The following is a 3,797-nucleotide window of genomic DNA, read 5'->3' as shown; positions in this document are numbered from 1 at the left end:
GCTCCAATCGTTCTAGAGAGTGCAAACCATGCAACGTTCCAACAACGACATCTGGGTCGGCCTGTTCGTGCTGATCGGCGGCGCGGCGCTGCTGTTCCTCGCGCTGCAGTCGGCCAACCTGCTGAGCCTGAATTTCCAGAAGACCTACAACGTCACCGCGCGTTTCGACAACATCGGCGGGCTCAAGCCGCAAACGGCGGTCAAGAGCGCGGGCGTGGTGGTCGGCCGCGTGGAGTCCATCTCGTTCGACGACAAGTCTTTTCAGGCCAGCGTCACACTGGCATTGCAAAACCGTTACAGTTTTCCCAAGGACAGTTCGCTCAAGATCCTGACCAGTGGCCTGCTCGGCGAGCAGTACATCGGGATCGAGGCGGGCGCCGAGGAGAAGAACCTGCAAGCCGGCGACACCGTCACCTCGACCCAATCGGCCGTGGTGCTGGAAAACCTGATCAGCCAGTTCCTCTACAGCAAGGCGGCCGAAGGAAATACTTCGACGCCGGGAACAGCCAACAAGAAATGAAAACAGCCCTTTCCCCGTCTTTTGCTATCAGTAAGATAGCAAACCATGCCCGCTGGGCCAGTGTTGCCGTCGCCCTTGCGCTCATTGCAGGCTGCGCGAGCGGGCCCCACGCCAATCCGGCCGACCCTTTCGAGCCGTTCAACCGGGGCGTCACGCGCTTCAACGACACGGTCGACGAGGCCGTGCTCGTGCCCGTGGCCACCGCCTACCAGCGTGTGCTGCCCTCGATGGTGCGCACCGGGGTGGGCAATTTCTTCGGCAACCTGGGCGATGTCTGGAGCTTCGTCAACAGCGTGGCCCAGCTCAAGCTGCAGAACAGCGCCGAGACCTTCATGCGGGTCAACGTCAACACCTTCTTCGGCCTGGGCGGCTTGCTGGACATTGCCACCGAGGCGGGCATCGACCGCCACGAGGAAGACTTCGGCCAGACGCTCGGCCGCTGGGGCGTGGGCGCCGGTCCGTACGTGGTGCTGCCGGTGTTCGGCCCGTCGACCCTGCGCGACACGGCCGCCTTGCCGGTCGACCGTGCCGGCAGCGTGCTCGGCAACATGAACGACGTGGCCTGGCGCAATTCGCTGTCGTTCGTGGAAGCCGTCGATACGCGGGCGAAGTACCTGCGCGCCGGCCGCCTGCTCGACGATGCGGCACTCGACAAGTACACCTTCACGCGCGACGCCTTCCTGCAGCACCGCCGCAACGACGTCTACGACGGCAACCCCCCTGACGACGAGGGTGGAACAACAAGATCTTGCAACGACGCGGCTTCGGCCGCCTGGTGCTGGCCAGTGCCTTGCTTTTCGGTGCCGCGACGGCTTTCGTGCGCCCGGCCCATGCCGCCGACGAGGCGCCCGATGCGCTCGTCAAGCGCCTGTCGACCGATGTGCTCGAGACCATCAAGGCCGACACCTCCATCAAGGCTGGCGACATCAACAAGATCATGGTGCTGGTCGACAGCARGATCATGCCCAACGTCAACTTCCAGCGCATGACGGCTTCCGCCGTCGGCCCGGCCTGGCGCCAGGCCACGCCCGAGCAGCAGAAGAAGCTGCAGGAAGAATTCAAGACCCTGCTGGTGCGCACCTATGCCGGCGCGCTCGACCAGGTGAGCGACCAGACGGTCACGGTGCGCCCGTTCCGCGGCTCGCCTGAAGACACCGACGTGCTGGTGCGTACCGAGGTCAAGGGCCGCGGCGATCCGGTGCAGCTCGACTACCGGCTCGAGAAAACGCCCGGCCAGGGCGGCGGCTGGAAGGTCTACAACCTCAATGTGCTGGGTGTCTGGCTGGTCGACACCTACCGCACCCAGTTCGCGCAGGAAATCAACGCGCGCGGCATCGACGGCCTGATTGCGGCGCTGGCGGCGCGCAACAAGGGCAACAACGGCAAGAGCTGAGGCCATGCTGGTCCTGCCCTCCAAGCTCACCCACGACGAAGCCCCGGCCTGCATGCGCATGCTGCAGCAGGGGCTGGCGGGGCAGGCCGACACATCCACGGTGGTGGACGCCAGCGCGCTCGCGCATTTCGATTCCTCGGCCTTGGCGGTGCTCCTGGAGTGCCGCCGCGAATCGAGCGCGCTCGGCCGGGGCTTCGCGGTCAAGGGGCTTTCGCCGCGGCTACGCGAACTGGCAGCGCTCTACGGCATTGCGGGGCTGCTGCCGGCGGCGCCCTGACCGCCGGCGGCCGGGCAGCGGCCGCGTCAGGGCATCCGGCCGCCGCCAAGCGGCCTGCGGGGCGGGCCCGTAAAATCGCCGGCTCCCATGCCCGCGATCTCATTCCAATCGGTCTCCAAGACCTACCCTCCCTCCAGACAGCAGCGGGCCCAAGGCAAGCAGGGGCTGCGCGCCGTCGACGAGGTCAGCTTCCAGATCGAGCCGGGCGAGTTCTTCGGCCTGCTCGGGCCCAACGGCGCGGGCAAGACCACGCTCATCAGCATGCTGGCCGGCCTGTCCCGCCCCACGGCCGGCGCCATCAGCGTCCATGGCTTCGACGTGCAGCGCGACTATGCCGAGGCCCGGCGCCAGCTCGGCATCGTGCCTCAGGAGCTGGTGTTCGACCCGTTCTTCAACGTGCGCGAATCGCTGCGCATCCAGTCGGGCTACTTCGGCATCAAGAACAACGAGGCCTGGATCGACGAGCTGCTGCAAAGCCTGGGCCTGGCCGACAAGGCCACGGCCAACATGCGCCAGCTCTCGGGCGGCATGAAGCGCCGGGTGCTGGTGGCGCAGGCGCTGGTGCACAAGCCGCCGGTCATCGTGCTGGACGAGCCCACCGCCGGGGTCGACGTCGAGTTGCGCCAGACGCTCTGGCAGTTCGTCGCCAGGCTCAACAAGGAGGGCAGCACCGTGCTGCTCACCACCCACTACCTCGAAGAGGCCGAGGCGCTGTGCAGCCGCATCGCGATGCTCAAGCTCGGCAAGGTGATCGCCCTGGACCGCACCAGCGAGCTCCTGAAGTCGGCCGCCAGCAACGTGCTGCGCTTCAAGACCGACGCCATGCTGCCCTGGGCCATCGCGCAGCATGCGCGCATCACAGGGCGCATCGTGCAGCTGCCGGCGCAGAACGCCCATGAAGTCGAACAACTGCTGGCCGCGATCCGCGAAGCCGGCGTCGCGGTGGAAGACGTGGAAATGCGCAAGGCCGACCTGGAAGACGTGTTCATCGACCTGATGGCAGGCGAGCAGACGCCGCTGGAGGTGGCGAGATGAGCGCTGCGCCGGGCCGACACAAGCAAGCGAAGCTCCCCCTCGGGGGGACGCGAGGACACGCAGTGCCGAGCAAGGGGGCCCTATGATGGCCGTCACGGGGTGGCGTGCGCTGCTTTACAAGGAAACGCTGCGCTTCTGGAAGGTTGGCTTCCAGACCGTCGGCGCGCCGGTGCTCACCGCGCTGCTCTACCTGATGGTGTTCGGCCACGTGCTCGAAGACCACGTGAAGGTCTACGGCTCGGTCGGCTACACCGCCTTCCTGGTGCCGGGCCTCGTGATGATGAGCGTGCTGCAGAACGCCTTCGCCAACAGCTCGTCGTCGATCATCCAGAGCAAGATCATGGGCAACCTGGTGTTCGTGCTGCTCACGCCGCTGTCGCACTGGGGCTGGTTCTTCGCCTACGTGGGCTCGTCGGTGATCCGCGGGCTGGCCGTGGGGCTCGGCGTGTTCCTGGTCACCATGTTCTTCGCGATGCCGAGCTTCGTTGCGCCGCTCTGGATTCTCGTGTTTGCGCTGCTGGGCTCCGCCATGCTCGGCACCCTGGGGCTCATTGCCGGGCTCTGGGCCGAGA

General features: G+C 66.4%; 5 protein-coding genes and 1 pseudogene. All 6 read left to right on the top strand.

Going from position 1 to position 3,797, the window contains the following annotated elements:
* Window positions 1–28: 28 nt before the first annotated feature.
* Entirely contained in the window at window positions 29–520 is a 492-nt protein-coding gene (gene mlaD / locus AC1DOC_RS28985; RefSeq protein WP_012746305.1) for an outer membrane lipid asymmetry maintenance protein MlaD, read from the top strand.
* Window positions 517–1,257 (top strand): annotated as a pseudogene (locus AC1DOC_RS28980) (MlaA family lipoprotein); the annotation flags it as partial. The gene mlaD and the pseudogene AC1DOC_RS28980, both read left to right, overlap by 4 nt.
* Before the next feature lie 35 nt (window positions 1,258–1,292).
* Window positions 1,293–1,913, top strand: coding sequence for an MlaC/ttg2D family ABC transporter substrate-binding protein (locus AC1DOC_RS28975; RefSeq protein WP_478131051.1), 621 nt, complete (start codon window positions 1,293–1,295; stop codon window positions 1,911–1,913).
* Window positions 1,914–1,917: 4 nt separating this feature from the next.
* Complete coding sequence (locus AC1DOC_RS28970; RefSeq protein WP_012746308.1) at window positions 1,918–2,190, top strand: STAS domain-containing protein; 273 nt, start codon at window positions 1,918–1,920, stop codon at window positions 2,188–2,190.
* Between the two features lie 87 nt (window positions 2,191–2,277).
* Complete coding sequence (locus AC1DOC_RS28965; RefSeq protein ID WP_012746309.1) at window positions 2,278–3,225, top strand: ABC transporter ATP-binding protein; 948 nt, start codon at window positions 2,278–2,280, stop codon at window positions 3,223–3,225.
* 82 nt (window positions 3,226–3,307) lie between these two features.
* The coding region (locus AC1DOC_RS28960; protein ID WP_478131050.1) for an ABC-2 transporter permease at window positions 3,308–3,797 on the top strand (490 nt) is incomplete at its 3' end.

It is taken from the genome of Variovorax sp. 01T439_2, assembly GCF_056398445.1.
Note: the sequence above shows the minus strand (reverse complement) of the source record. Positions and strands in the feature narration are given on the sequence as shown.